The following is a 24,520-nucleotide window of genomic DNA, read 5'->3' on the forward strand; positions in this document are numbered from 1 at the left end:
TACTACGGTATTTTACGTATTTTAAGAAGTAAGTCCGTTTTGAAAAGCAAATCTTATTAGCGATGCAACATTATTAACATCTAATTTCCTCATTATATTTGTTCTATGAGTATCTACAGTTCTTGGGCTAATAAATAATATTTCTGCTACTTGGCTATTTGTATTGCCTTTTGCTATGTATTTTATTATTTCTTTTTCTCTAGATGTTAATGTTTCTAATAAAGGAGATTTCTTTTTATAGGTGTGTAATACAGTAGATTTTTCATCAGTTAGTAAAGCTTTTGTAACATCTGCATTAAAATATTCTTTGCCTTCATAAATTTTTTGAACAGCCATAAGAAGCTCTTCACTTGGTATTGTTTTTAACATATACCCTTTAACGCCCATATTTATTAAATTTTTAATAATAGATGATTCTTGATACATAGAAAGCATGGCTACTTTTACATTTTTATGATCTTGTAAAATTTCTTTAGCACACTCTATACCATCTAGTATTGGCATATTTACATCTAAAAGAGCAATATCTACTTTATTGTTATTAATAAAATCTAAAGCTTCTACTCCGTTATTTACAACCGAAGTTACATAAAAATCATCATTATTTTGAAAGGTGTTTTTAATACCTTCTGCTATTAAAGGATGATCGTCTGCGATTAAAATATTAATAGGCATTTTATAGCGGAATTTTTATAGTTACCAAAGTACCACTTTTAGGACTTGGTTCAAAATTAACATTTCCATTAACCAAATCTAATCTGTTAGAAATATTAAGTAAACCAATCCCTTTATCAGATTTATTTGATGAAAACCCGACACCGTTATCCTCTACAATTAAAATAATTGCATCATTGGTATCAAACACTTGCACACTAACTTCATCTGCTTTACTATGTTTAATTATATTATTGATAAGTTCTTGCGTTATTCTATAAATAGTAACTTCTATTTTTTGTGGTAACCTATCGTTAATATTATAATGCTCTAAACTGTATTTTATATTAGACAACCCTAAACTACCTTCTAACAAATCATTTAAAGCAGGTATAATACCTAAATCTTTAAGAGCTCTTGGCATCATTTGATGAGATATATTACGCAAATCTTGATTAGAATTTTCTAAACTTTCTAACAGCTCTTTAGATTCTTTTTGGTCTATTAAATTGTTTTTAGAGAAAATATTTCTAGACTTTAAAATAACACTCCCTATTTGCTGTACAACACCATCATGTAATTCTCTTGCAATTTTACTTCTTTCTTCTTCTTGTGCATCTATAATTGCTTTTAAACCTCTTTCTTTTTGAGCTAAAATTTGTTCTTGTACTTTTCTCTTATTTCTTTGGTTGATAGCAAAAAATGTTCCTGCGGCAATAGCTAATATCACTAGTAAAATATAAACCCAATTTTTAGTTTTAGATAAAATTAATTCTGTCTCTGCTTTTTCTGTTCTAGTTTGTAAAAGTTCTTTTTCCTTTTTTTCTGTTTGATATTTGGTTTCTAGTTCTTTTAACTCCTTATTACTTTTAAAATCAGCATATATTTCTAATAAACTATCGCTTTTTATTTTTGATTGTATAGATAAATTCATCTTGTTTTCTAGCGCATAAATAACACTTAAAAAATTATGAATCTGTGCAACTTTTTGAGTATTAACTGTTTTATCATAAAACAATAATGAATTTAGAAAATGGGTTTTTGATTTATTTATCTTCTTTAATTTAAAATATTGTTCTCCTAAAGTATAGTTTAAACTTGCTTTTTGTAACTCAGAATTTAAATAGTTTTTATTTTTTATAGCTTCTTCAGCTGTTTTAATGCCTTTTTCTATTTCATTAATATCAAAATAAATTCCTGCCAAATTGTTTAAACAAGAACCTAAATTGTAATAATTTTCTGTTTTTTTAGCATAGTAAATTGCTTTTTTATAATACTCTATAGATTTTGGTAAATCTTTAGAAAAATAGAAGGCATTAGCAATATTATTATATAATTTACCTTTTAAATTATCATCATTAATAGAATTTGCGTACTCTAAAACCTCAAAATTGTATTGAAGAGATTTCTCATAATTTCGCATATTTTCATAGATAGATGCCAAATTACTCTTTACAATATTCGCATAATTTAAAAGCTCTTTTTTCTCAAAAAAAGAAATAGCTTTAATTGCATAAATCATTGCAGAATCTAGCTTTTGGTATTGTGTATAAAATGCAGAAAGGTTAGCACTTATTTTTGCAACACCTAAAGTATCTTTTAATTCTTTTCTTATATAAAGAGATTTCTTGTAATAAGCTTCACTTAATTTGGTATCTCCTTTTATCAAATAAACTCCTGCTACATCGCTATATTGCTGTGCTAAAGCTGGCTTATTGTTTATTTTTTTTATAAAATCTAATCCTTGATTACCATACTTTAAAGCAGAGTCTATAGAAAACTCTTTATAATGCCAGGTTAAATCTCCTAATATTTTTGCTTTTGTTGCATCATCAATTTTAGTATTTAGTTTTACTTTTAAACTATCTATCAGTAATTTTTTATTTTGAGCATTTATTAAAAAAGAACCAGAAAGTATAAAAAATAACAGTATTTTTTTCATAGCTAATAGTTTTTAACAAATATGAAAAAAATTAACATTATTTCAAAAAACACGTAATAATTTATATATCAACAAATAACAAACAAAAAAAGACCTCTAAATACTAGAGGTCTTTTTGTATGATAAAAATTTTAAATATGAAATTTATTTAATAAGCTCTTTCATTATTTCCTTCATAGAAATTAATAAAGGCTTGGTTTACTACTCGCATACCTCCAGGAGTTGGGTAGTTTCCTGTAAAATACCAATCACCTAAATTGTCTGGGCAAGCTTTGTGCAAACCTTCTACAGATTGATAAATAACCTCAACTTCTGCCTTTATATCTTTTGTTTTTAGCATTTCTGCTATTTTACTAGAAATTTGCTCAGTAGTAAATGGATTATAAATTCCTTTTACGTGATTTTTAATTTCTACATCTGTTTTAGATTGTTGCTCTTTACATTTTTTGTAAACTTCATCTACAATATGATACTGATTTGTATCTTTTAGCAACTCTAAAGCAGCTTTAAAAGCTATAAATGCATCAATTCTAGCCATGTCAATTCCATAACAATCTGGGTAACGAATTTGTGGTGCAGAAGAAACAACTACTATTTTTTTAGGACCTAATCTGTCTAATATTCTAATAATACTTTTCTTTAAAGTAGTCCCTCTAACAATACTATCATCTATAATAACAAGATTATCGGTAGGTTTTACAACACCGTAAGTAATATCGTAAACATGTTCTACTAAATCATCTCTAGAATTATCATCGGCAATAAAAGTTCTTAATTTAGCATCTTTAATTGCTATTTTTTCAAAACGTGCTCTTTCAGACAAAATTTCTGTAACTCTTTCTGCAGATAGCTTACCTTCTCCTGCTAATATTTTTGCTGTTTTTTGCTGATTTAATAAATCTTCCGCAGCTTCTGTCATTCCATAAAAAGAAGTTTCTGCTGTATTTGGTATGTAAGAAAATACCGAATTAGAAACATCACTATCTATAGATTTTAAAATTTGAGGAAACACATATTTTCCTAAATTTTTACGTTCTTCATAAATTTTAGCATCACTACCTCTAGAAAAATAAATACGCTCAAAAGAACATGCTAAATTTTCTTTAGGTTCATTTACTTTCTTAATAGATGTTTTACCACTTTTCTTAATAATTAATGCATGTCCTCTTTCTAATTCTTGTACCTCTTCTATCTTTACATTAAAAACTGTTTGTATTACTGGTCTTTCTGATGCTACAACTACAACCTCATCATCTTCATAAAAATAAGTAGGTCTAATTCCGTTAGGATCTCTTAAAACAAAAGCATCTCCATGCCCAACTAAACCAGCCATTGCATAACCTCCGTCCCAGTTTCTAGAAGATCTTTTTAAAACTTTTTTCAGCTTTAAATTTTCTTCTATGTAAGGTGATGCATCTTTTTTATTAAAACCTTTTTTCTTGGCTTCTTGGTACAATTTGGCAACTTCATCTTCTAAAAAATGACCAATTTTTTCCATTACAGTTACAGTATCTGTAAATTCTTTAGGGTGTTGACCTAATTCTATTAACTCATCTAATATCTGATTAGAATTTGTCATATTAAAATTACCTGCAACAATTAGGTTTTTATGTTTCCAATTACTTTGACGCAAAAAAGGATGTACACTTTCTATACTGTTTTTACCAAAAGTACCATACCTAACGTGACCTAAAAACAAATTTCCTAAATAAGGCATATTTTGTTCTTGCCAATCAACATCGTCTTTTTTGTCTGGGTTTTGTTCTAACACACCATTTAAACGCCCATTTATTTGCGCAAAAATATCTTGTATTGGTTGTGGTTTATTAGAACGAACTCTACTAATATATCTAGTACCAGGCTCTATATTAAATTTTACGCTTGCAAAACCAGCACCATCTTGGCCACGATTGTGCTGTTTTTCCATTAACAAATACATTTTATTAATTCCGTAAAATGCAGTACCATATTTATCTTTGTAAAACTGTAATGGTTTTTTTAATCGAACAAGTGCAATTCCACATTCATGCTTAATAGCGTCACTCATTGTTTTTAGATTTTTTGTTATTTTATCTTTTAATAAAAAATCCGCGTTACTAAGCGCGGATTGTTTTTTATAGTTATAACTATATTTCGAATTGTGTTAATGCCTTAAAGCCGTATAAACGCTTATTAACCTCATCACTGGTAAGAGTTTCCATACGCTCTGTACCAAATTTTTCTACACAAAAAGAGGCCAAATTAGAACCGTAAATAATGGCTTTTTTCATATTATCAAAAGACACATCGTCTGTTTTTGCTAAATATCCACAAAAACCACCTGCAAATGTATCTCCTGCTCCTGTTGGATCAAAAACTTCTGCTAAAGGTAAAGCTGGTGCAAAAAACATTTTTCCTTCATTAAACAATAAAGCTCCGTGTTCTCCTTTTTTAATTACTACATACTTTGGTCCCATTTTATGGATTTTCTTTGCAGCATTTACTAAAGAATACTCACCAGATAATTGGCGCGCCTCCTCATCATTAATAGTAATTACATCTACCCTTTTTAAAACAGTATGTAAATCATCTAAAGCAATATCCATCCAAAAATTCATAGTATCTAAAACTACCAATTTTGGTCTTTCTTTCATTTGATCTAAAACAGATGCTTGTGTTAACGGGTGTAAGTTACCCAACATAACAATACCAGCATCTTTAAAATTTTCTGGTACAACTGGTGCAAAAGTTTCTAAAACATTTAACTCTGTAACTAAAGTATCTCTAGAGTTCATATCATTATGATATTTACCACTCCAGAAAAAGGTTTTCCCTTCTTTATCAACCTCAATTCCGTCTGTATTAATCCCTTTAGAGATCATCATTTCTAAGTAAGAAGAAGGAAAATCTCCACCAACTACAGAAACCACTCCTGTTTCAACACCAAATTGACTTGCGGCTAAACCTACATAAGTACCAGAACCTCCTAAAATTTTATCGGTTTTACCAAAAGGAGTTTCAATAGCATCAAATGCTACTGTACCAACTGCTAATAATTTGCTCATTTCTTAAATTTAATCAGTAATTTTGCATAATAATTGCAAAAGTAATTTTTATAAAACGCAAAAATAAGTTTAAAAAATGACTATCAAAGAAATACAAGAAGAAATTATTGATGAGTTTTCTATGTTTGATGATTGGATGGAGCGCTATGAGTATATTATAGAACTTGGCAAATCTTTACCTATTATAGATGATCAATACAAATTAGACGAAAACTTAATTAAAGGATGCCAATCTAAAGTGTGGTTGTACTCTAAATTAGAAAACGATATTGTTAAATTTTCTGCAGATAGCGATGCTATTTTAACCAAAGGAATTGTGGCATTATTATTGCGTGTATATTCTAATCAAAAACCAAGTGATATTTTAGCAGCCGATACAGATTTTATTGATCAAATTGGTTTAAAAGAACATTTATCACCAACAAGAGCAAATGGTTTAGTTTCTATGATTAAACACATAAAAATGTACGCAATAGCACAACAAACAAAATTATAGAATTAATTTTTTAAGGATGACAGACAAAGAATTAGAAGAAATAGGAGACAAAATTGTAAGAGTTTTAAAAACAATTTACGATCCAGAAATACCAGTAGATATATACGAACTAGGCTTAATTTATGATGTTTTTGTTTCTGAAGAAAACAATGCTAAAATATTAATGACTTTAACTTCGCCAAATTGCCCAGTTGCAGAAACACTACCTGTAGAAGTAGAAGATAAAATTAAAACTTTAAAAGAAATTAATGAGTGCGAGGTAGAAATTACATTTGATCCTACTTGGACACAAGATATGATGAGTGAAGAAGCTAAACTAGAATTAGGGATGCTTTAGTTTAGTTAGCTACTTACAGTTAAGATTGCTAACTTTTTAATTTTTAAAACTTAAAATGGCAGAAGAAATAATAAATAGAGTTGCAAACAGCAAACTAAAAACCTTTGATTTAGAGGAAATCTACCCAGAAGGTAATAGAGTTTTGTTTGATATTAAAGACTGGCTTTTTCAAGAGTTAATTCTTAAAGAAAAAGACTTTAGAGCATCTGTTAAAGCCCATGATTGGTCTCAATACAAAAATTCTTTTGTAGCAATTTACTGCTCTTCAGATGCTATAATTCCTTCTTGGGCATTTATGCTAGTAGCATCTGAATTAACACCGTTTGCAAACAAAGTAGTTATTGGTAATTTAGAACTATTAGAAACCGTTATTTATCAAGAATTAATAAGTTTTTTAGATTTTAAACCTTTTGCAGATGCACCTGTAATTATTAAAGGCTGCTCTAACAAACCAATACCTAATTCTGCTTTTGCCTTTTTAATAGAAAAGCTACAACCAATTGCCAAAAGCATTATGTTTGGCGAAGCTTGTTCTACTGTACCTCTTTATAAATCAAAGAAATAATTTTGATTTATAACATATATTATTATTTTTGTTAACAATAAACCTATGAACTTTGAAGAAAATTATAATCCTTTTTTTCATTCTATTCTCTGTAAACTTCTCTGCACAAAAAGCTAAAGAAGAATTGCCAACACCTAAATGGAGTATTCTTGGTAAGTTTTCATTCTTATTTAACCAATCTTCGTTTTCTAATTGGGCACCTGGAGGGCAAAATACAATTGCAAGTAATGTTAGCATTAATTATGATATTAATTACAAAAAAGACAATGTAAACTGGGATAATATAATAAAAACAGGTTACGGTATTAGTCATGTAAGTAATTCTGGACTACAAAAAACAGATGACCGATTTGAATTGAATAGTTTATTTGGCTATAGCACTTCTAAATATTGGTTTCTTTCTTTTTTAACCAATTTTAAAACACAATATAGTGATGGTTTTAACTACAGCACAGAGCCTAAAGAGTTGGTTTCAGAATTTTTTTCTCCTGCATATTTAACCCTTGGACCAGGAATGTTATGGAAAAAATCTGACAAACTAAACGTAAACATTGCTCCTGCTACTGCCAGATATATTTTTGTTAGTGATGAATTTTCTGGAGACTTTGGTGTAGAAGAAGGTAAAACAACATCATTAGGTTTAGGCTTTAACTTATCTGGCCTTTATAAGTTTACCATAATGGACAATATTACAATGGAAAACACATTAACGATGTACTCAGACTACCTTGCTAATGTTGGTAATATTGATATTGATTACCAAACAAACATTAATTTTAAGGTAAATGAATCTATAAAAATGCAGATGACTTTCCAAACAATTATAGACGACAACTCTTCTTCTAAAGTTCAATTTAGAGAATTATTTGGCCTTGGTGTTAATTATAATTTTCACGAAAAAGTAACTTATTAATTTTTTTATTGTCTAAATAAGAAAAAGTGTACTTTTGCACGCTAAAATTTAAAAAACAAAAAATGAAAAAATTATCAATTTTATTTTTAATTGCATTTATTAATTTTTCTTTAAACGCACAAACAGCCGAAGAATTAAAAAAAGAACAAGCTCCTTTAAAAGCAGAAATAGCAAAATTACAAGGACAGGTAAAATCTTTACAAGCTAAAATTGATGCACTTCCTGGATGGAGAAAAGGTGCTTTTGGTACAATTGGTGGAAACTTATCTGGTTTTAACAATTGGTACTCTAAAAGCGAGCCTAACTCTTCTGCTGGTAATATTGGTATTACAGTAAATGGTTTTGCCAACTTAATTGAAGATAGTTTCTTTTGGAGAAATTCTGCTGCAGTGAACCTTGGCTGGGTAAAATTAGATGATAAAGATGACCCAACAGACAGTAAAAGTTTTGATGCTGCAACAGATGTATTTACAATTACTTCTTTATATGGTAAAAAATTAAACAGTAAATGGGCTGTTTCTGGTTTAGGTGAATATAGAACAACAATTATAGATAACTTTAACAATCCTGGATACTTAGATTTAGGTGTTGGTTTTACTTGGACACCAAAATCTAATTTAGTTGTTGTATTACACCCAGGAAACTACAACTTTGTTTTTAGTAAAGACAATACAGTTTTCGAATCTTCTTTGGGTGCAAAAATTGTTGCTGATTACACACAGAAATATGGTAAATTAAGTGTAAAATCTAATCTATCTGTTTTTCAAAGCTATGAATCTTCAAATTTATCTAACTACACTTTTACAAACTCTTTTGGTTATTCTATCTGGAAAGGAATTGGAGTTGGTTTTGAGTTAGGTTTACGTAAAAACAAACAAGAAGCTTTAGAATATGCTTTAATAGATGATTCTACGGCAACTTTTGATAATGTAGATAACAAATTACAATCTTATTGGTTATTTGGTCTTAACTATGCTTTTTAAGGTAAATTAAAATATTTTTTTCGAAATACTTGAAATAGAAAAAGGTCAGTAATTAAAAATTACTGACCTTTTTTTATTTGCAAACAAAAATAATTATCTTTTTATTTTATTATAAAGTCTTTTTTTAATCTCATTTTTACTGTAGATTCATTATTAGTTAATGTTTTCTTTCCTTTTTTATTTTTCACCAAACTAAAACTATCATAAACCTCTCCTTTTGTAGTGTAAGAATTGTATTTAATTGTATCATTTTCTACTGTTATAATTTGGAAAAGTTGAACATACTCTCCTCTTTTCACCATCCAATCTTGATTCTGAGATTCATACATTTTTGGACCACTTACAGAGACTGCATATACAGTTTCTGCATCTTGCACAATTGTTCTTCCTAAACCTTCATTAGATGCGTAACCCCTAGCATAGGTATGATCATGACCTTGTAAAACTAAATCTACATTGTATTTTTCTATCAAAGGTTTTAAGTTTTCTCGTAACTCTTGATTATCTCTGCCCTTTGCGGTAGAAAAAATAGGATAATGCATGGTAATTGTTACCCATTTTTTTGTGTTATTAACCAAAACTGAATCTAACCATTTTGTTTGAGCATCTCTAGAGTATTTGCTATTATTAAAACTTTGAGCATCTATAGAAATTACCTTCATATTTTGATAATCTAAAGCATAACATGTTTCTTTAAGCTCTTCTAAAGGACCATTTTCTGGCAATGTAAATTGTGGTCTCCATAAAGCTGATAACTTTGTTCTATTAACACTTTTATCATATTCATGATTCCCCGGAGTCATAATACTAGGCACAGTTGCGTGTATAAAACTCCCCGCATAAAACCATTCTCCCCACTCTCTATCAGATTCACTATGGTTAATTAAATCTCCTGCATGTAACATAAAGCTAACCTCTGTCATCATTTTATATGACTTACGAATTACTCTAGACCACATTGATTTTACATCATTTTGCGCATCTCCAAAATAAATAAAACTAAAAGGTTCATTTTCATTTATAGGCGGAGTACTTATTTGAAACCATTCACTCCAAGTATCTTTATTTTTACTACCATCTCCAACTCTATAAACATAATCAGTTCCTGGTTTAAGGTTGTTTATAATTACTGAGTGATAAGCAGCTTTTACAGAAGGTTCTTTGTCTCTTGTATTTTCTACTGTAATCAATTCTGTTTTAGCAGTAAATTGTTGTTTTTTCTCATCTAATAAAAAATCAGGGCCATGCGTTTCTTCTGCTATTTCTACAAAAGCAGATTCTATATCTTGACTTGTCCTCCAATTAACCGCAAAACTATTACTTGTATCTTCTGTTAAACTAACAATAATTCTATCAGGTACTTTAGATGGGAAAATTAATTTATGTGCATCTACATCAGACATATATGGTTTATGCGAATGAGTATGCTGATAATCCTCATTATTATGGTGAGATTCCTTTTCCTTTGTTTTACATGCCGATAAAACAATTACCCCTAAAAGAACAAATACTATTTTTTTCATTTATTTTGATTTTAAATACAAAGCAGAAGAACAAAACTTCTGCTTTGTAAAAATAATTATTGCAGAAGCCACATGTTAGACCATTGGTCATTTACTGCTGGCTGTAAATTATTAATAGCATTTAACATGTTTTCTTCGTTGTAAGCATCTGTATAAATAAATCTTACTGGAGTTTGTTGCCCTTTTGTTCCTGAAATAATATTACTATTCAATTCTGGATAACCAGTTCTACTAAAATCAAACCAAGACTCTGTAGTTAACCATAAGGCAATCCATTTTTGATGAATAATTGGTTCTAATTTATCTGAAGCCGCATCGTAAATTTCTTTAGCATTCTCAATATATTCAGCTTGATTAAAAGCAATTAAAGCATTACTTGCTTCATCATAAACAGACTCACTATCTCCATCGGTAATTTGATATTGATTAAAAGACAACTCTATTCCTTTTTTGTAAAACAAATAAGCATCTTCATTAATATAACCTCTATAACTAGCTTCTGCTAATAAAAACTGTACTTCTGCCGCAGTCATTAAAATAGATTTTACTAATTCATGATTATTTTCTGAATACATATCTGCTAGGTAAGATGCATGTGGATTTGCAGCAGCATTTAAATAAATACTACCATCTAAATTTCCTATTTCTGTAATTACATCACTAAGTGTACCTCCTAAATTAAAATCATTTGGAGCACTTAAAGCGATAGGTAAACCAACAAACAAACTAGTATTAATATCATTTTCTAAATTATCATCACTATTAACAGCGTCAATATCAAAATCTACATAACGTTTTACTCTGTTATTTTCTATTACAACTTCATTTGCTGTTCCTTGTATTAACTGAACATCTACAGGTTTTATCCATTTAGTTAAGCGTGGGTCATTTAAGGCGATTAAATCGTTTACAATGGTAGAAGATGGTTTTCTACGGTAAAACTCAGATCTGTTACTCCAATTTAAAGCGCCACCTGGCCAACTGTTAGCACTATCTGTACCAATATAAGACATAACAGCATTATCACTATTATCTTCTAAAACAGGAAACTCACTTGGATTGTTTACAATTGAAGCAATTTCTGAAGATACATTAATATCTGAATCACTTTTTTCTGACAAACGAATGTAAAATCTAAGACGAAGTGAATTTGCTAATCGTCTCCATTTTTGACCATCTCCATTGTACATTATATCACTATCTACAGCTTCTGTAATTATTCCTGTATTTGTTAAAAGCGTATTCGCTTCCTTTAAATCATTAAGAATCCCTATAAAAACTTCTTTTTGAGTATCGTAAACAGGCTTTAAGAATTCATCTCCTCCATTTTCAGCTAGTAAAGCTTTACTGTAAGGGACATCACCATAAGCAGATGTTATAAAACCATATTGATAAGATTTTATAATTAATGCTACTGCTTGATAGTAATTTTTTACCTCATCCGTTTTTTCATTTTCTGCTCTTTCAAAAATATATTCACTATCCTTTAAAGGTTCATAATAATTAGAAAAATCTGTAGTTCCCCATTGATAATTATTTTCCTCATAACTCGTAAAATCTCTTTGTAAATATTGTGTTGCAGCTGATAAATGCCCCCATTCATAAGACATTGTAGTTGCAATTTGAGCAGATTTTGATAGAACACCTGTTAATACAAATTTAATATCTACTTCTGTATCTGGTAGCGTATTTGGACTTGTATTGATCTCATCAAAAGACTCACTACATGATGTTGCAACAAGCACTATCATTAATAGTAATATGGTTATTATATTATTTTTCATTTTGTTTCGTATTTTTTAATTAAAAACTAACGTTAAGTCTAAATCCCATTGGTACCGTCCACGGAGCAAGATTCCATTTATCAAAACCCTGGTTTCCTTCATCATAAGCTGTTTCTGGATCGATACCAATTTTAGCTTTTGTCCATAACATTATATTCTTAGCGTATAAAGAAATAGAGATGTTTTGAGCAGATATATATTTTGCTACATTATCCGAGAAATCGTAAGTAAGTGTAATATCTCTTAATTTTACAAAAGAAGCATCATACATAAAAGTTTCTCCGGTTCTCCAAAAACTACCACTAGATTCTACTACTCTATAAGCATCAAAAAGCTGAGTTCCTTCGCCTCCAAAATTCTCTGTATAAGTTCCATCTCCGTTATCTATAACTCCAGGAAAGAAAGCTCCATTATAATTTCCATTGTATTCAAAACCTCCTAAATCTTGATTTCTACCACCAACCCAAACATTATTATCTCTATAAGCAGGATTCGATTTAATTTCATTTGCAAGTGCAGCTCTATCTCCATTAAAAGAATTTGCATTTAAAACACCTGTAAATGTACTTGTACTAATACCATTGTTCCAGCTTTCTATTTTACCAGAACGCGCCATTCTCTTCATAGATTCAGAGAAAAAATCTCCGCCTTGTCTCCAATCTAAACTAGCAGATAATGTGAAATTTTTATATGTAATAGAAGTATTAAAACCTACAGCAAAATCGTTATTAGAGTTACCTACCTTTTTTTGATTTTCTTTAGTTCTATCAACATCCCATCTACCGTTAGCATCTAATAAATTCCACCCTTTATATTCTCCTTCTTCTACTTTTCTAACATAAGGTGCATATAAATCACCAATAACACCACCTACTCTTGTAAATGATCCCATATCAGTTCCTCCTCCAAAATCAACTCTATCAATTCCATCTACTAAAGCAACTAACTTACTTTCTTGTTTGGTAAAGTTAAAATTCATATTCCATTCTAAATCTTCTGTTCTAATCGGTATTATATTTAAACCTAACTCAATACCATAATTTTCTACATTACCAGCATTAATTGTAGAACTTGTATAACCTGTTAAAGGAGATACAGCGACATTTAAAATTTGATTTTTATTCTGAGTTTTATAATATGTAGCATCAAAACCTAAACGACCATGAAACAATTTAACATCGGTACCAAACTCATAAGAGGTAGCAATTTCTGGCTTTAAATTAGTATTTGGCATACTGCTAGGTAATGAATATGTAAAATCGTCTCCCCAATAACCTTGAGATAAGGTTGGATTGATTAAATAAGGAGAAGTGTCTTTACCTACTTGTGCCCAACTAGATCTTACTTTAAACAGAGATACCCATTTTGGCATTTCTACAAATTGAGATACTAATACACTCGTAGAAACTGAAGGATAAAAATAAGATCTATTTTCTTTTGGCAACGTACTAGACCAATCGTTACGAGCAGTAAAATCCAGAAAAACATAATCTTTATAGCCAAGAGATAACATTCCATATGCACTGTAAACAGATTTCCTATAACTAGCACTGCTATAAGACAATCCGCCTCTTGCTACATTAGACACTGTATAAAGACCTGGTAAAACCAAATTGTCTCCGCCAGAACTAATTGATGTACTTAGGCTGTTTAATATATTACCACCAATAGATGGATCTATACGAAAATCTCCTAATTGCTTCTTATAAGAAAAAAGCACATCAATATTAGTTTCACTAGAACTACTCTCGCTAATATTATAAGATCCAAAAGGTTTACTAGTACCAAAACCATCGTAAGACCAAGGTCTAATAACTTCTGTTCTATTGCTATTACTACTGTTAGACACTCTAGCCATAGCATTAAAATCTTCATTAATTTGCCAATCTAATTTAATGTTTCCAAACCCTCTAATTTTATCAAACTTGTTAATTCTTTCATTAGCAAAAAACCATGGATTGTTATATCCTTCTGTAATTTTACGTTGTTCTGTATTTTTTACAACCCAATAATCTTTTAAATCATTTATATTGATATGTGGAGCAATATTATAAATATCAAAATATTGGTCATCTCCACCAATTGAGTTTATAGGATAATTATCTGAATTTGGATTAGATATATTAATGTTTGTAGAAACAGTTACTTTATCTGTAATTTTAAAACTAGTTGTTAAATTTGCTCCAATTTTTTGCAATTCTGTGCCAGGTGTAAAACCTTTTCCGCTTAACTGAGAAATAGACAATCGAAAACTCCCTTTATCATAAGCCCCAGAAACACTTACATCATTAATAGTAGTAGCACCTGTTTTAAAATAATCTTTTAAACTATTATCATAAAATTTTAAAGGCACTTCTTCTCCATTGCTATTCCATTGTACGGCAGAAGCTCCTTCTTCTGCTCCATACCAATGCTGCCAAGTAGCTTCATTAAAGATCCCTTTTTGCCCATTAGTAAATTGATTTTGCAACTCTACGTATTTATAAGGAGTATTAAACGTTGTGGTGGTATTAAAAGTAACTCCAATTCCTTTTTTTGTATTATTACCAGATTTGGTAGTAATTAAAATAACTCCATTACCTGCTCTAGACCCATAAAGAGCTGCTGCACTTGCCCCTTTTAAAACAGATATATTTTCTATATCCATTGCACTAATATCTCCCATTACATTGGTATCTCCAATTGGAGAACCATCTATAACCACTAAAGGCTGATCATTGCCTGTTAAAGAAGTTTTACCTCTAATATAAACATAGGTTTCGTTGTTCAAATCATTTCCTCCACGACGAATATCTAAACCAGAAATTTTACTTGATAAACCTCCTAAAACATTTTCTTGAGGAACAACGTTAATTTTTTTATCTTCGATTTCACCCACAGAATATCCTAGCGCTTTCTTTTCTCTTTTCATTCCTAAGGCTGTAACAATAATCTCATTTAAATCTGCAATATTTTCTTTTAATACGATGTTAAATTCTTTTTGATTGTTAACTTGAACCTCTTCATTTAAATAGCCTATATAAGAGATTACTAAAACAGCATTGGGGTTTGATACTGTTATAGAAAATTGACCTTCAAAATTTGATGTTACTCCATTATTTGTTCCTTTTTCCATAACAGAACTACCAGGTAACGGGTTTCCGTTTTCATCTGAAACTGTACCTTTTATACTTTGTTGAAACTTACTTTTATTAACTTTCTTTATTAAGACACTCTTGTCATTAATTTGATATTTAAAGAAACCTTTTTTAGATAAATCATTCAATAGATTAGATAATAGTATTTCTTTATAATCGATAGTAAACTTAGTTGAATCTTCAATAATTTTCTGTCCGTAAGAAAAATTTATATCGTATTCATTTTTAAGTTTTGAAAAAATAGTTGTTAGTTTAGCATTTTCTAATTTAATGCTTACTTTTAACCCCAATATATTTTTTTGATTATTTCCAAAACTTGTCATTGGAACTAATCCTATCATAAAAAGGAGTAAAATTAACTTAGATAAGTAATTTTTAAAATTCATTTTAATATTTAATAAGTGTTGTTTTTATTATAGATTCGATACTTTTTACCAGAGGAGTCTGTGCCAGCAGACTCTTCTTTTTTTTATTCTCTTTATTTAACTTCTATCATATTATTTTCTTTAAGGGTTAGTTGTAAATCTGTTATGTAATTAATCTTATTTATTATACTCTTAATACTTTCATCTTTTTTTATACTAATAGACATTTTAATTTCTTTTAAACTCGGTTTAGTAAACACCACTTCTGTTTTATAATTATATTCTAAAAAATCTGCTATATCAATCATTGATACATTTTCTAAATTGTTTATTTTTTTAAACCAAGCTGTAAAAAACAAATGAGATTTATTAGTAGTAGAAAAAACTTTAGAAGCTATTTTATAACTTGCTTGCTGGTTAGGTGTTAATAAAACAACTTTATTAGCATCAGAAACTTCTACTAAACCAGTAGCTACTGTAACACTAACAAGAGAATCGTTATTTAAAACATTAAAACTAGTACCTAAAACCTTGGTTTTTAAGCTTTTAGATTTAACTACAAACGGTTTTTTTTCGTTTCTTTTTATTTTGAAAAAAGCTTCACCTTTAAGGTCTAAATACCTCGTATTATTAAATGTATTGATATAACTAAAAGAGCTGTTTTTATTTAAAATCACCTCACTTCCATCTTCTAAAAAAACTGTTTTTATTTGATCTGATGTATTTGCAAAAGTTAATATCTCTGAATTGTTATTTTGGTTGAAGAAAAAAACACTACTAAGACCTAGAAGTAAAGTTACAGAAGCTGCAATAGCAAATCTTAAATAGTTATTTGGTTTTATTTGTTTTTTAACCCCTTTAAAGATTTCATTTTTAACTTCTTTCTTTTCTTTATCATTAAAAAAAACTTCTTTTTGAGTATTGTGTATTGCCTGTTCTTCAAAAGAAGTTAATAATGCTTCTTCTTCTTTAGTTATTGTGCCTTTTAAAAATTTATCTAAAAGATTTTTAATTTCTTTTTCTGTCATTGTAGAGTATCTATTATTAAATACCCAAAAATGCAATGCACACGTAAAAAAAATATTTTTTTTTACAATTAATGTAAAATAACAGATAAATTAATAGTTGATTTCGCTTTTTATACTTCTAATTGCAAGGGAAATTTGAGTTTCTACTGTTCTTTTAGAAATCCCTAATTTTTGAGAAATTTCTAGATTATTAAGTAATTTAAACCTACTTAAAGTAAAAACTTGTTGACGTTTTTTTGGTAAGTTATTAATAGCTTTTTCAATTAAAGTTTCAGTTTCTTTTAATTGCAATTCTTCTAAAACTCCATTTGCATGAGGCGTTTTTACTGTATCTATTAAATCAATATTTATTTTTTGAAACTTATTATCTCTAAGTTCTTTGTAAACTCTAAAACGAGTTGCTTTAATAAGGTAAGCCTCGATATTACTATTTTCTATTTCTAATCTTCTAACCCAAAAATCTACAAAAACTTCTTGCACCAGGTCTTTAGATAAGTCTCTATTCTTTAATAAAGAAAAAGCCAAAGTATACATACGCTCCCACAATCTATCATAAAGCACCGTAAAAGCAGACTCATCAGAATCTTTTATCTTGCACATTAATTCTTTGTAAAAATTAAGAGTATTAGATTGTAATTGCATGTAACAAAGCAAATCAAAATAACAAGAAACTAGATTACCAAAAAGTAAAGAATTTGTTAAGAACATTTTTAGTTTTCTCTTATAAACTAAAAATCTTTAATTTTGAAGAAACCCCAAATCTACCGCATAAAAAAAGAGTAACCATTTCTGATTACTCTTACTTAGTAGCGGGAACTGGACTCGAACCAGTGACCTTCGGGTTATGAGCCCGACGAGCTACCTACTGCTCTATCCCGCGATATAATATCAGAAATAATGACTTAGTTATTAACTTTCGAATCATAAGCTCGACACGTTATTTCCGGGTTGCAAATATACAACTTATTTAAATAACTGACCAAACTTTTTTCTAATTAATTTTTAATTATTTTTTAATACTCTTAATTCTAATCAAATATAAAAACTAATTACCTTTGCAATATGACGCATAAAGCTGGTTTTGTAAACATCATCGGAAATCCTAACGTAGGTAAATCAACATTAATGAATGCTTTGGTAGGCGAAAAACTATCAATAATAACTCCTAAAGCCCAAACTACAAGGCATCGTATTTTAGGAATTGTTAATGATGAAGAGCACCAAGTTGTATTTTCTGATACTCCTGGTATCTTAAAACCTGCATACGAGCTACAATCTTCTATGATGGATTTTGTTAAATCTGCTTTTGAAGATGCAGATATTTTAATCTACATGGTAGAGATTGGTGAAAAAGAATTAAAAAACGAAGATTTCTTTAAAAGAATCATCCATAGTAAAATTCCTGTTATTTTATTACTGAATAAAATAGACAAATCATCTCAAGAAGAAGTAGAAGAAAAAATTGAATACTGGAAAAATAAAGTACCTAATGCAGATGTTTTTATAATTTCTGCCCTAGAAAACTTTAATGTTACAGAGGTTTTTGATAAAATAAAAGAGTTACTACCAGAAAGTCCTCCTTTTTACCCAAAAGATCAATTAACAGACAAACCAGAACGCTTTTTTGTGAATGAAAAAATTAGAGAAAAAATTCTAATGCATTACAAAAAAGAAATTCCTTATTCTGTAGAAGTAGAAACAGAAAGTTTTACAGAAGAAGAAAATATTGTAAGAATACGCTCTGTAATTATGGTAGAAAGAGACACCCAAAAAGGTATTATTATTGGGCATAAAGGTTCTGCTATAAAAAGAGTTGGCGCAGAAGCCAGAAAAGATTTAGAGCGTTTCTTTATGAAAAAAGTATATATAGAATTATACGTAAAGGTGAATAAAAATTGGAGAAGCGATAAAAACCAATTAAAACGTTTTGGTTACAATCAAAATTAATAACCAATTACACGTATCATAAATTCGTGCAATTCTTTCATTTGATTTTTTCCGGTATCTTTTCCTATTTTTCCTAAAAAATACAGAACAATCCAAATTATAGGCAAAACAATTATCATTGTTAAAGGAAGAAAAACCGATTCGTTTAAACTTATTTTAGAGTATAACATTACACAAAAACCTAAAAAAGTAACTCCTATTACAAAATGGACAAACATAAAGAGTGTCCAAACTTGTGGTTTGGGGCCAAATAAACCTTTTAATATTGATAGCTCTTCTGTACTTTTTACAATTTCTAAATGCAATTGTGGAGACCAAAAATGTTCCTCTTTTTTGGCTACAGAAATAAAAACATGTTCATCTATAATATTGCCTCTAAAAGGTATTTCTTTCTTTTTTAATTCATCAGAAAAACGATTTAAAATCACTTTATAATTCTCTTTTAAAGTAATAGAAAACCTAGGTCTTAAAAAAACTTCACTATTTCTTTTCTCTATAACAAGTTTTAAATTCTCTTTCATTTTCTAATTTTATTAACTCTTTAAATTTACAATTATTTATCATCTAGTAAATTGTATCTTTGCAAAAAATATCAGTAAAAAAAATGAATAGTATTGTTGCCATTGTAGGAAGACCAAATGTAGGAAAGTCGACACTTTTTAATAGATTGGTTCAAAAGAGAGAAGCAATTGTAGATTCTGTAAGCGGAGTTACAAGAGATAGACATTATGGAAAATCTGATTGGAATGGAAAAGAATTTTCTGTAATAGATACCGGTGGATATATTACTGGTTCTGATGATATTTTTGAAGGTGAAATTAGAAAACAGGTAAATCTTGCAATCGAAGAAGCAGATATTATTGTTTTTGTTGTAGATGTAGAGCAAGGTATAACACCGATGGACTCTGAAGTTGCTAAACTTTTACGTAAAGTAAAAAAACCAATTTTTATGGTTGTTAACAAAGTTGACAACGCCATGAGAGAACCAGATGCTATTGAGTTTTATAATTTAGGTTTAGGAGAATATTATACGATTGCCTCTATTAACGGAAGTGGAACTGGTGATTTATTAGATGCTTTAACCGAAAAAATGCCAGAACCAGAAGTGGTAGATTTAGAGGAAGAAGCTTTACCAAGGTTTGCAATTGTTGGTAGGCCTAATGCAGGAAAATCTTCTTTTATAAATGCTTTAATTGGTGAAGACAGAAATATTGTAACCAATATTGCAGGTACAACAAGAGATTCTATTGATACAAAATACAATCGTTTTGGTTTCGATTTTAACTTAGTAGACACTGCAGGAATCCGTAAAAAATCTAAGGTAAAAGAAGATTTAGAGTTCTACTCTGTAATGCGTGCAGTGCGTACTATAGAATATTCTGATGTTATTGTTTTAGTAGTTGATGCTACACGAGGTTTTGAAGGCCAAGATCAAAATATATTTTGGTTAGCAGAAAAAAACAGAAAAGGTGTAGTAATCTTAATTAATAAATGGGATTTAATTGAAAAAGAAACTAACACAATGCGAGATTTTGAAGCAATGGTTAGAAAACAAATTGAACCTTTTACAGATGTGCCAATTGTATTTATTTCTGCTTTAACAAAACAACGTTTATTTAAAGCCATAGAAACGGCTGTAGAAGTTTTTAATAACAGAAAAAACAAAATAGCTACAAGTAAGTTTAATGAAACAATGTTAGAAATTGTTAAAAACAACCCGCCACCTGCAATAAAAGGGAAGTTCATTAAAATAAAATACTGTATGCAATTGCCTACACAAACGCCTCAGTTTGTATTTTTTTGTAACTTACCACAGTATGTTAAAGATTCTTACAGACGTTTTGTAGAAAATAAGTTAAGAGAAATTTATAATTTTTCTGGTGTGCCAATTACTATTTATTTTAGACAGAAATAATATTTTATCTATTTAAAAATATACTTTCTAAAAAATAAATTAAATTACCTTAAAATAAAAGTTTGTAACTTTTGTGACATTAATACGTCTAAATACTTACTAGTATTGTAGAAACTTTTTTAAGTCTTTTTTTATGAAAATTATAAAATCTAACATAACTGCTGAAACGGAATTACCGTTACAATTAAATATTTCGTTTCAGAAAGTGTTTGTAATTTTTGAAAAATATTCGCAGAGCAAATATGCAGATCATCCATATCATGGTTCTGCAAAAGAAATGCTAAACTTATTTGATAAATATCCAGATTTAATTACGGGGTTCTCTGACTACAGTTTACTAGAAAAATACAAAGAAGAGATAGATTTAATTTTAAACCCTTTATTTCCAGAACCTTTACTTTTAAACGAAATAAAAGCAGCAAGTATACCTTTTTCTTTTACCTCTTTTAAATTTACAGATAGATTTGTAAATATAGTAGAAAATGCTGGTGAAGATTTTGAATTAAACGTGCGTAATTTTGAAGAGAACAGCATGTATATTATGGCATGTACTTTTATTTTAAGTTATGTATATGGATTTACTATTGATGTAAAAAGGCCTTTTTATTTTGATATTCCAGACAAAAAAACGGGCACAATGAAATATTACAGAGCAGCTTTTAATGCTGATTTCTCTGAAATAATTCCTACAGAAAAAGCACCTTCTTTAAATAGTGATGATTTTAAAATACTTTTAAATAACTTTGAAAACATTGATGTTTGGAAAGAAAAATTTCCGCCTGACAGTTATATTTTTAAAGGTTTTGGTCTTGTAAGTCTTTTTGATGTAACCTCAGAAGAAATGCTTTCTGCAATTAAAGCTAATTTATTATCCGGCGGTAACGATCTTATTTACAAGCTACAAAACAATTTAAGAGATTTTTACAGTATTAAAGATTTAAAATTAGGGTTCTCTATTTTTGATAATGTAAACTCTAAAGTTTGTGAAGCTGCCATCAAAAAATCTAACAGTATTATTTTAAATAAAGATTTAGAAATTAGCTGTAAAGATGGTTATTTCTGTGATTCTATTATGGATAAAGTTTTTAAAAAGCACGAAACCTTTATTATATCAGACGTAGAACTTTATGGTGCTCAAACTAATAAAAACCCTTTTTACCAAAACTTATACAACTCTGGTGTTTTAAGTATTATTTTAATACCTATAAAAGCAACTGAGAACGGAGATCTAGCTTTATTAGAAATAGCTTCTCCAAGAGCTTATGACCTAAATTCTGCAAACATTAACAAATTAAAAGATATTATTCCTGTCTTTGAAGCCGCTGTTAAAAGAATTTCAGAAGAAAGACAAAATGCATTAGAAGCTACTATTCAAGAAAATTATACTTCTATACACAGTGCTGTAAAATGGCGCTTTTATGAAGCTGCAGAAAAATATCATTTAGCAGCTCAAACTAATGAAAACGCAAAATTAGATGAGATTATCTTTAATGATGTATATCCTTTATACGGTCAAAGTGATATTAAAGGTTCATCTGAAGCAAGAAATATTGCTATTCAAGAAGATTTAAGCACTCAATTAAACTTAGCAATTGATGTTTTAAAAGATGCTTGTAAAAACGAATCTCTACCTATTTATAACGAATTAACATATAGAGTTGCTACCTTTTTAAAAGACATTAAAAAAGGATTAAACGCCGGTGATGAAGTAAATATTTTAGAATTTTTAAGCCGAGAAATTTACCCAATTTTTAATCATGTTAAAGAGTTAAATACAGAAACTTCTAAAAAAGTAACTGTTTACATGAACCGTTTAGACAAAGGTTTAGGCGTTGTTTATGAAAAAAGAAAAGAATACGAAAAAAGCGTTACTCTTTTAAATGAAAAACTTGCTAAGTATATAGATAAAAAACAAAAAGAAGCGCAAAAAATGTATCCTCATTATTTTGAGAGATATAAAACGGATGGCGTAGAGTTTAACATGTATATTGGTCAATCTATATCAAAACAAAAGAATTTTGATGATATTTACCTATATAATTTACGTTTATGGCAATTACAAACCATGTGCGAAATGGAAAACATTGCTTTTAATGAACGTAAAAACATGAAGCATGATTTAAGAGTTGCTTCACTTATCTTAGTACACAGTAATCCTATGGCTATAAAGTTTAGAATGGATGAAAAGCAATTTGATGTTGATGGTGCTTACAACATTAGGTATGAAATTATTAAAAAAAGAATTGATAAAGCCAATATTAAAGGAAGTAACGAACGCTTAACAACACCAGGTAAAATAGCTATTGTATACTCGCAAGACAAAGATGCTTTAGAATATATTAAATATATTAACTTCTTACAATCTAGAAATCAACTAGGTAAAATAGAGTTTTTAGAATTAGAAGATTTACAAGGTGCTGCAGGTTTAAAAGCTTTAAGAGTTGAAGTAATTTATCATAAAAACTTTGATGCCAAAAGCACCATTACTTTAAATGATTTAATAAAAGAAATTGAGGCTTAATTTTCACAAAACACCTCTTTCTTGCATTTTAAAAGCTAAAGCAAAACCAATAACACTTAAAATAATACCAATCATAAAAACAGTATAAGTAAGTCTTAAAATTTTATATTTCTTATTTAAAACTAAACCCAAAAAGTATAAATCTTTAGTTAAAGAACCGTATAAATATTCTTTATCTTCCATCATTTCTGTAATTCCCCATTCAAAATCGGGTAATTCCATTTGATGAAAATTACCAAAAAACAATAAATTTACCTTTTTATTAGCTACATCTTCTTTAGTAAACTTACCTTCGGTTACATTTGGTCTTGTTGCTAAAATTGATAAAATAATGGAAGCTACTGTAAAAACAATAAAAACAACTGTAGGGGTAATTAAATAACTATTTGACGGATTATCTAATTTTGGAAGCAAATTAGATAATGCTAAAGAAACAATAATTGCATTTACAGAGAGTAAAATATTGGCTTTTGTATCTGCAATATTACTTAACGTCATATGGTTTTTTAAAGCAACCCTAAACATTGTTTCTATACCTCTTTCTGGTACTTCACTTTTATTTTTCTTTATTTTTAAAGCTTCTTTTTTCTGATTAAATTTTAATAAATTATCTTTTAACTTACTTTGTTTTTTAAGAAGACTCGTTAAGTTTTTATCCTTTCTTTTACTCCAATTTTTTAAAGCATAATCTGTGTAATATTTATGTTCTTTAGTTAAAAAATCAATATTTAAAGCAATCCAATCTTCATCAGAATATTTTTTATCACAAACGGCTTCCCATTCTTTTCTTAAAAGCTCTAATCTATCTTCAAAATCTTTACTACCTAAATGCCCACAATCTGCATCAACAATAATTCTTTCTAAATCATTCTGTGGTTTATGCCCCATTTTTGTTGCTAAAATTAAATTACATATCAATGTAATTCTATCAGCATCAAAATTTTGTTCTTTTAAATACTTTTCTACAATTTTTACACTTTCATCTTCATGGTTTTCTGGTCCGCTAATAAAACCCGTATCATGAAACCATGCTGCAATTTGTAAATTTTCTTTAGAAACTTCATCAATACTTAAATTATCTGCAAGCTCTATCACCTTTTCTACGACACCTTGCGTATGAGATATATTATGATAAACCAACCCATTATCTAAGGTTTTATTTAACAAATTAAAAACATATTTTTCTATATCAACTAATAATGTGCTCATGTAAAATTATTTTATAAATGATTTAAAAGAAACTTTAAAACAAATATTTATTTCATTAATATTCGTCGTAAATTTATGTATTGCTTTCAAACTTACAAATTAATTATTTTTTGTAAGTTATCAAGTGTTTTTTACGTCTAAAATTAGATTGCAAACA

The 24,520-nt window shown here is 28.8% G+C and carries 19 protein-coding genes and 1 tRNA gene; 8 read left to right on the forward strand and 12 right to left on the reverse strand.

The features are described 5' to 3' along the window. Positions 1–21 precede the first annotated feature (21 nt). The 4 genes from KI686_RS13885 to KI686_RS13900 all read right to left on the reverse strand — a co-directional run bounded on the left by KI686_RS13885 (position 22) and on the right by KI686_RS13900 (position 5,640). The gene (locus KI686_RS13885; RefSeq protein ID WP_237589927.1) at positions 22–675 is read right to left on the reverse strand and encodes a response regulator; all 654 of its coding nucleotides are present in this window, start codon (positions 673–675) and stop codon (positions 22–24) included. A gap of 1 nt (position 676) precedes the next feature. Continuing rightward, positions 677–2,596, reverse strand: coding sequence for a tetratricopeptide repeat-containing sensor histidine kinase (locus tag KI686_RS13890; RefSeq protein ID WP_237589928.1), 1,920 nt, complete (start codon positions 2,594–2,596; stop codon positions 677–679). Positions 2,597–2,744: 148 nt separating this feature from the next. Continuing rightward, entirely contained in the window at positions 2,745–4,643 is a 1,899-nt protein-coding gene (locus KI686_RS13895) for an amidophosphoribosyltransferase (protein ID WP_237589929.1), read from the reverse strand. Between the two features lie 79 nt (positions 4,644–4,722). Beyond that, positions 4,723–5,640, reverse strand: coding sequence for a PfkB family carbohydrate kinase (locus tag KI686_RS13900; RefSeq protein WP_237589930.1), 918 nt, complete (start codon positions 5,638–5,640; stop codon positions 4,723–4,725). A 76-nt stretch (positions 5,641–5,716) separates the two neighbouring features. Between KI686_RS13900 and KI686_RS13905 the strand changes: the two genes are divergently transcribed. The 5 genes from KI686_RS13905 (at position 5,717) to KI686_RS13925 (ending at position 8,934) form a co-directional block, all read left to right on the forward strand. Further along, positions 5,717–6,136 (forward strand): SufE family protein, encoded by a 420-nt coding sequence (locus KI686_RS13905; protein WP_237589931.1) that lies wholly within the window; start codon positions 5,717–5,719, stop codon positions 6,134–6,136. Positions 6,137–6,152: 16 nt separating this feature from the next. Then, entirely contained in the window at positions 6,153–6,473 is a 321-nt protein-coding gene (locus KI686_RS13910) for a DUF59 domain-containing protein (protein WP_237589932.1), read from the forward strand. 55 nt (positions 6,474–6,528) lie between these two features. After that, positions 6,529–7,038: a DUF2480 family protein gene (locus KI686_RS13915; RefSeq protein ID WP_237589933.1), complete on the forward strand. Its 510-nt coding sequence runs from the start codon at positions 6,529–6,531 to the stop codon at positions 7,036–7,038. Positions 7,039–7,090: 52 nt separating this feature from the next. Next, positions 7,091–7,951 (forward strand): DUF3078 domain-containing protein, encoded by an 861-nt coding sequence (locus KI686_RS13920; RefSeq protein WP_237589934.1) that lies wholly within the window; start codon positions 7,091–7,093, stop codon positions 7,949–7,951. 62 nt (positions 7,952–8,013) lie between these two features. Next, the gene (locus KI686_RS13925) at positions 8,014–8,934 is read left to right on the forward strand and encodes a DUF3078 domain-containing protein (RefSeq protein WP_237589935.1); all 921 of its coding nucleotides are present in this window, start codon (positions 8,014–8,016) and stop codon (positions 8,932–8,934) included. A gap of 101 nt (positions 8,935–9,035) precedes the next feature. Here KI686_RS13925 and KI686_RS13930 read toward each other — a convergent pair whose 3' ends face one another. The 6 genes from KI686_RS13930 to KI686_RS13955 form a co-directional block, all read right to left on the reverse strand. Further along, positions 9,036–10,457: a purple acid phosphatase family protein gene (locus KI686_RS13930; protein ID WP_237589936.1), complete on the reverse strand. Its 1,422-nt coding sequence runs from the start codon at positions 10,455–10,457 to the stop codon at positions 9,036–9,038. Positions 10,458–10,513: 56 nt separating this feature from the next. Continuing rightward, positions 10,514–12,241, reverse strand: coding sequence for a SusD/RagB family nutrient-binding outer membrane lipoprotein (locus tag KI686_RS13935; RefSeq protein ID WP_237589937.1), 1,728 nt, complete (start codon positions 12,239–12,241; stop codon positions 10,514–10,516). A gap of 19 nt (positions 12,242–12,260) precedes the next feature. Continuing rightward, positions 12,261–15,719, reverse strand: coding sequence for a SusC/RagA family TonB-linked outer membrane protein (locus KI686_RS13940; RefSeq protein ID WP_237589938.1), 3,459 nt, complete (start codon positions 15,717–15,719; stop codon positions 12,261–12,263). 137 nt (positions 15,720–15,856) lie between these two features. Continuing rightward, the gene (locus KI686_RS13945; protein WP_237589939.1) at positions 15,857–16,771 is read right to left on the reverse strand and encodes a FecR family protein; all 915 of its coding nucleotides are present in this window, start codon (positions 16,769–16,771) and stop codon (positions 15,857–15,859) included. Between the two features lie 90 nt (positions 16,772–16,861). Beyond that, positions 16,862–17,371, reverse strand: a complete 510-nt coding sequence (locus tag KI686_RS13950; protein ID WP_237589940.1) for a sigma-70 family RNA polymerase sigma factor — start codon at positions 17,369–17,371, stop codon at positions 16,862–16,864. Positions 17,372–17,578: 207 nt separating this feature from the next. Then, positions 17,579–17,651 (reverse strand) — tRNA-Met (locus KI686_RS13955). A gap of 182 nt (positions 17,652–17,833) precedes the next feature. Here KI686_RS13955 and era point away from each other — a divergent pair. Continuing rightward, positions 17,834–18,718, forward strand: coding sequence for a GTPase Era (gene era, locus KI686_RS13960; RefSeq protein ID WP_237589941.1), 885 nt, complete (start codon positions 17,834–17,836; stop codon positions 18,716–18,718). Here era and KI686_RS13965 read toward each other — a convergent pair. Next, positions 18,715–19,239 (reverse strand): GTP-binding protein, encoded by a 525-nt coding sequence (locus tag KI686_RS13965; RefSeq protein WP_237589942.1) that lies wholly within the window; start codon positions 19,237–19,239, stop codon positions 18,715–18,717. The genes era and KI686_RS13965 overlap by 4 nt on opposite strands. 83 nt (positions 19,240–19,322) lie before the next feature. On the opposite strand from KI686_RS13965, the gene der reads away from it, so the two are divergent. Beyond that, positions 19,323–20,633: a ribosome biogenesis GTPase Der gene (gene der, locus KI686_RS13970; protein WP_237589943.1), complete on the forward strand. Its 1,311-nt coding sequence runs from the start codon at positions 19,323–19,325 to the stop codon at positions 20,631–20,633. A gap of 133 nt (positions 20,634–20,766) precedes the next feature. After that, positions 20,767–23,154, forward strand: a complete 2,388-nt coding sequence (locus tag KI686_RS13975; protein WP_237589944.1) for a GAF domain-containing protein — start codon at positions 20,767–20,769, stop codon at positions 23,152–23,154. 3 nt (positions 23,155–23,157) lie between these two features. Here KI686_RS13975 and KI686_RS13980 read toward each other — a convergent pair whose 3' ends face one another. Next, positions 23,158–24,363, reverse strand: coding sequence for a Pycsar system effector family protein (locus KI686_RS13980; RefSeq protein WP_237589945.1), 1,206 nt, complete (start codon positions 24,361–24,363; stop codon positions 23,158–23,160). Between the last annotated feature and the right edge of the window lie 157 nt (positions 24,364–24,520).

Source organism: Polaribacter sargassicola (assembly GCF_021991835.1).
Lineage (GTDB): Bacteria > Bacteroidota > Bacteroidia > Flavobacteriales > Flavobacteriaceae > Polaribacter > Polaribacter sargassicola.